At 66.2% G+C, this 5,650-nt stretch carries 4 protein-coding genes; 2 read left to right on the top strand and 2 right to left on the bottom strand.

Features of this window, described 5'->3' with window-relative positions:
• Nucleotides 1–958, bottom strand: a 958-nt coding sequence (locus Q7J26_RS04715; RefSeq protein ID WP_304935348.1) for a carotenoid oxygenase family protein, incomplete at its 3' end; no start/stop codon positions are given.
• A gap of 78 nt (nucleotides 959–1,036) precedes the next feature.
• On the opposite strand from Q7J26_RS04715, the gene Q7J26_RS04720 reads away from it, so the two are divergent.
• On the top strand, nucleotides 1,037–1,654 hold the full coding sequence (locus Q7J26_RS04720) for a TetR/AcrR family transcriptional regulator (protein ID WP_304935349.1): 618 nt from the start codon (nucleotides 1,037–1,039) through the stop codon (nucleotides 1,652–1,654).
• Between the two features lie 170 nt (nucleotides 1,655–1,824).
• On the top strand, nucleotides 1,825–3,813 hold the full coding sequence (locus Q7J26_RS04725) for a phosphocholine-specific phospholipase C (RefSeq protein ID WP_304935350.1): 1,989 nt from the start codon (nucleotides 1,825–1,827) through the stop codon (nucleotides 3,811–3,813).
• A 64-nt stretch (nucleotides 3,814–3,877) separates the two neighbouring features.
• On the opposite strand, the gene Q7J26_RS04730 is transcribed toward Q7J26_RS04725, so the two are convergent.
• Nucleotides 3,878–5,650: TonB-dependent receptor (locus Q7J26_RS04730; protein ID WP_304935351.1), on the bottom strand; the 1,773-nt coding region annotated here is incomplete at its 5' end.

Here is a 5,650-nt window from a genome sequence, read left to right on the forward strand (position 1 = left end):
GATCAGGGATTGATCCATCCGCTTCGGGGAAAAAGGTGAAGACGTTGTCGCTCGCGCTGGGCATGTCGATAACCAGCTTGCCGTCGGCCTCGAAGGCGTTGAGCACGTGCGCCTGGAAGCAGTTCGGCCCCCTGAACCAGCGAACCTCCTGGGAGTCGGAGGTGCGCGAGAGCACGCCGAACTGGTAGTCCAGGTTCGGCTGCCATTCAAAATGCCGGCCGCCACGGGCCATGCGCTCGGCGGCCGCCGTCATCGGCAGAACCGGGAAGATGATCCAGTTATCGGTGACGGCGAAGTCGTGGACCATTCCGGCGTATGGCGCCTCGATCCAGGCCTCACGCACCTTCCGGCCGGCGGCGTCGAACTCGTAATAGACGATGTCGCGTGTTCCCAGACCCTTGGCCTCGTAACCCATGGCGCACAGGGCGCCGGAACGGCTGTCGATCTTGGGGTGGGCCGTGAACGGCGTATGGCCGATCTGACCGTCAAAGTCCCATTCGCCCAATGTTTCCAGCGTTTCGGGATCGAGCAGATAGGGGAGACTGTCTTCCTTCAGCGCGAGCAGTCGTCCGGCGAAAGGCACGATGTTGGTGTTGGCCGTGCTGGGGCTGAGGCCGCGCACGCTGGGATCGTCGGTGAACGGATTACGATAGAGGCCGTAGAGAGACCGCCGAGCCGCGCGCTGGGCTCCGAGACGGGCGGTCTCCACATAGCGGCGCTGGAGATCGACATGGCCGTCGGCGAACCGGAAGGCGGTCACCGCCCCGTCGCCATTGAAGAAGATGTCGTCGCCAAGCATCGGCGGATAGGCCGGATCGGGTGCGACCTGATAGAAGACGCCGTTCAGATCGGCGGGTATCTGGCCCATCACCTCAAGATCGAACACTTCGCCCTCGAATCTGGAGGGCGTGTAGAGAGGACCGATGAAGTCGGGGGTATTGGGGAAAGGGGTCGTCATTTTTGAGCCTTTCAAAACCGTACTGAATGGTACTGTAATGAGGTCCGTAGCGTCAAGAGCGTGTGGCAGGAGGGCTGTGTGAGAGTCAGGACTGAAACCAAGAGGCTGTCGATCATTCAGATCGCAGGCGAAATGTTCATGGCGAACGGTTTCGCCGCTGTGTCGATGGCCCAGATCGCCGCCGCTGTCGGCGGGTCAAAGGCCACGCTGTACGGCTATTTCTCCACCAAGGAGGATCTCTTCGCCGCCTTCGTGGTGGAACTGGGCAAGGAGCATTTCGCCGAACTTCTGGAAGGCTTGAAAACCGAGGGCGGGCCGCTGGACCGTCTGACCAGCCTGGGAGAGCGGTATCTCAAACTGGCGCTGGCGCCGGACATCCAGCGGATCAACAGGATGGTGATCGCCGAGGCGGAGCGCCTGCCGCACATCGGCAGGCTGTTCTTCGACAATGGTCCCGGACGGGTGATCGGCGTGATCAAGAGCCACATCGCAGAACTGAAGCTGCCGAACGGCGTCTTCGCCGATGACGACGAGGCGGCGAATGTGCTGAAAGCGCTTCTGGACGCCGGTCTTCAGGAGCCGAGGCAATGGTGTGTCGCTGGCGCCCTGACAGCGGAAGAGCGCCGTTCCGCCGCAGAGAAGGCGGCAAGACGGTTTCTCCAGTTGGCGCGATCAGACCCGGCGCCCCTCGCCTAGGGTCGTCCGTGGGCCGCGATCAGCGGCGTGTGGTGTTGGTTGTCACAGTCGAGTTCTAAGCCCGGCCGGAAGCAGGGTTGATGGCGGCGCTGTGGCCTTCAGCTCCGCCTGTACCTCACATATTTCCACGCAGGCCAGTTCGGCCGTGCCGAATCCAGCAGGGATCACCGATGCCCAAGATCGACCGCCGCGGCCTGTTGGCCGGCCTGACCGCCGCCGCCGCCTTTCCCTCGCTGGCGCGGGCCCTGAGCATCGCGCCCAGGGTACGGACGGGTACGATCCAGGACGTCGAACATGTGGTCATCCTGATGCAGGAGAACCGCTCCTTCGATCATTATTTCGGCACGATGATCGGGGTGCGAGGCTTCTCTGATCCTCATCCGGCCCCGGCGCCCAGCCTCGACGGCCGCGCGCGCGACGTGCTGCTTCAGCATGACGGCGGCGGCGAGGGGCCGGCCTGGCTGGCGCCCTTCCCATTGAACACGCGCCAGACCTTCGCCCATATGCGGGTCGAGGGCACGCCGCACAGCTGGCCCGACGCCCAGGCGGCCTGGGACGACGGCCGGATGGGACGCTGGCCCGAGGCCAAGCACGCCCATTCGATGGGCTATTATGAGCGGGCCGACATCCCCTTCCAGTACGCCATGGCCGACGCCTTCACCGTGTGCGACGCCTATTTCTGTTCGCTTCAGACCGGCACCAATCCGAACCGGGTCATGCTGTGGTCGGGTTGTAACGACGGGTCAGGCGAGCGCGGCGGCCCCTGTATCGGCAATTCGCACGACAACCTGCCGCGCGACGGCGGCGCCGAGGAGCCTTATCGCTGGACCACCTATGTCGAGCGGCTGCAGGCGGCGGGCATCGACTGGCGCGTCTATCAGGACATGGCCGACAATTTCACCGACAACCCCCTGGTCGGGTTCGAAGCCTTCCAGAAGGCGGTGGCCGGGGCGCCGGGGTCCGACCCGGCCCTGGTCGAACGGGGCCTGACCACGCGCGCGCTGGACGGGCTGAAGGCCGACGTCCTGGCCGGGCGTCTGCCCCAGGTCTCCTATGTGATCGCCACCGCCAGCGGCTCGGAACACCCCGGCCCGTCCAGCCCGGCCCAGGGCGCGGACTATACGGCGCAAGTCATCGACGCCCTGACCGCCGACCCCGAGGTCTGGGCGCGCACGGTCCTGCTGGTCAATTTCGACGAGAACGACGGCTTCTTCGACCATGTGCCGCCGCCGTCGCCGCCGTCACGCGATGCGGCGGGCGGACTGAAGGGCGGCTCAACCGTGGACCTGACGGGCGAATATCACCTGCAGCCCAGCCTGGCCGACGCGCGTCTGGACCTGCCGGAATACCGCAGCCGTCCCTACGGCCTGGGACCGCGGGTGCCCATGTATGTGCTGTCGCCCTGGAGCCGGGGCGGTCGAGTCAATTCCGAGGTGTTCGACCACACCTCGGTGATCCGTTTCCTGGAGGCCCGGTTCGGGGTCATGGAGCCCAATATCTCGCCCTGGCGGCGCGCGGTGTGCGGCGACCTGACGTCCTGCCTCGACTTCTCCGGCGTGGACGCCCGGCCCGTGCCTCTGCCGGCGACCCAGGCGGACGCCGCTCGCGCCGCCGCCCTGGACGGCCGCACCACCCCGCCGACGCCGGCCGAACCGACGCGGCCGCAACAGGTCGCCGGCTTCCGCCCGGCCTGTCCCAGCGTCTACGCCCTGGAGTGCGAGCGCGAGACGGCGGGCGACCGCGTGCGGTTGCACTTCGTCAATACGGGCCGCCGCGCGGCGGTCTTTCATGTCTATGACCGGATGAACCTGGAGGCCGGGCCGCGCCGCTATACGGTCGAAGGCGGCCGACGGCTTCAGGACGACTGGAGCACGGCCGGCGGCGTCGATCTGCAGGTCATGGGGCCGGACGGCTTCCACCGACGGTTCGTCGGCGCGGGGGACGAAGCCGTGTCCGCGCGGCTGGACTGGCGCGGGGCGGGCCCCGTTCTGATCCTGACAGGAACGGGCGCGGCGAAGGTGATGTCCGGCGCCGACGCCCGATCCGTCGCCGTCGACGGCGAGCACCGGATGGATCTCGCCTGGGACGACGCCAACCATCGCTATGATCTCGCGGTCGAAGCAGCGGGTTGGCGAAGCGAGTTCGCCGGGCGCGGTTGATCAATACAAAAGAAAAGGGGCGGCGCGCTGATGCGACGCCGCCCCGGACTTGGTTTCGCTCGGATCAGAAGCGGTAGGCGACGCCGACCCGCAGGTTGCGGCCCGGCAGAGGCGCGATGTCCTTGAGGAAGGACACGTGTTCGCGAGCTTCCTCGTCGGTCAGATTGCGCGCCTCGGCGAAGATGGTGACGTTTTGATCCGTCAGCGGACGCCAGGCGGCGGCCAGGTTCAGCAGGGTGTAGTCATCGGTCGGCAGTTCGTATTCGTTCGCGACCCGGTCCTGTTCCCCCACGTGACGCACCTCGACGCTGGCGTCGAACGGGGTTGAGCTCCAGGCCACACGACCGGTCAGCGAATAGGGCGGAATACGCGCCGCCGGACCCAGGTCCGTCTGGGCGTGGACAAAGTCGGCGGCGGCTTCCAGCGACAGCTTGCGGTCGCCGTTCTGCCAGACCGCGTACGAACCTTCGGCTTCGAAGCCGTAGAAGCGGGCGTCGGTCTGAACGAACTGATAGACCGGGAATTCCTCGTTCTCTTCCTCGAACAGGAAGGTCTCGCCGGTAGCACGCTCGTCGATGAAGCCGTCGTACCAGGAGTGGTAGACGTGCAGGTCGCCTGTGAACCGTCCGCGATCATAGTGCGCGGTGGCCTCGAGCGTGTTGACCTTTTCGCTGTTCAGATTGACGTCGCCGGTCTCATAGGCGGCGGTGGCGATATGGACCCCGTCGGCGAAAAGCTCCACCTCGCTGGGCGCACGTTCGTTGTGCGCCAGGCTGAGTCCCAGGAACAGGCCGGGCGCGGGCCGCAGGAAGGCGGCGGCCGAGGCCGACCAGTTGTCGTACGTGCGGTCCACCTGTCGATCACCGCCGATCGGCGTGGCGCTCAGTTCGCGACGATCATAACGCAGGCCGCCCTCGAAACCGTAGCCTTGGCGGTCCAGACGCTGGACCGTGTAGACGCCCAGTTCGTCGATGTCGGTCGTCGGAACAAAGGCTTCCTCACCGATGGCCTGGAAGTTGCGCGAAAGGGATTGCACCCCGACCGCGCCGTTCCAGTCGCCGCGCGTGCGTTGCACCAGGTCGACCCGGCCTTCCCAGCCGTCCGAGTTGAAGACCGTGCCGGGTTCGCCGACATCCTCAAACTCGGTATGGGTATAGTCCGCGTGGCCGTAGGAGCCGCGCAAGGCCGAGAAGGGGCCGTCGTCGAAGCGATATTCTCCCCGAACGTCATAGCGTTCCTGGTTCAGCTTGATGAAGACGGTTTCCTCGGCGACCGTGCCGTATTCACTGTCGGTATTCTTGTACGAGGCGCCCAGGAAGCCCTTGTCGCCGATATAGGAACCGCCGACGCCCCAGGCTTCCAGATCCGAATAGCTGTTGGGCTGGGATCCGCCTTCGCCACGTTCCACGCCGTCGGCTGCGGCCTTGCGGGCGGACAGGGCCGGGGCGGGAATGTCGTAGTCGTCCGTCTTGCGCTTCACGCCATCGATGTTGAAGGCGAAATTGCCGCTGCCCAGGGTGACGCGGCCGAACGCGCTGCGACCGTCATCGACGCTGGACGCCTGGGTCGAGACGACGCCTGACATCCCGCCCTCGGGAATGGAAGTGGGGATGCGTTCGTCGATGACATTGACCACGCCGCCGATGGCCGATCCGCCATACACCAGCGTCGCCGGCCCGCGGATGATTTCGATGCGGCTGGCCTCGGCCGGGTCTGTGGCCACGGCGTGGTCAGGCGAGACCGAGCTGGCGTCGATCAAGCCGATGCCGTTGGTCAGCACCTGTACGCGAGGGCCGGAAAGCCCGCGAATGACCGGGCGGCTGGCGCCGGGGGCGAA

It is taken from the genome of Brevundimonas sp., from assembly GCF_030656255.1.
Classification (GTDB): domain Bacteria; phylum Pseudomonadota; class Alphaproteobacteria; order Caulobacterales; family Caulobacteraceae; genus Brevundimonas.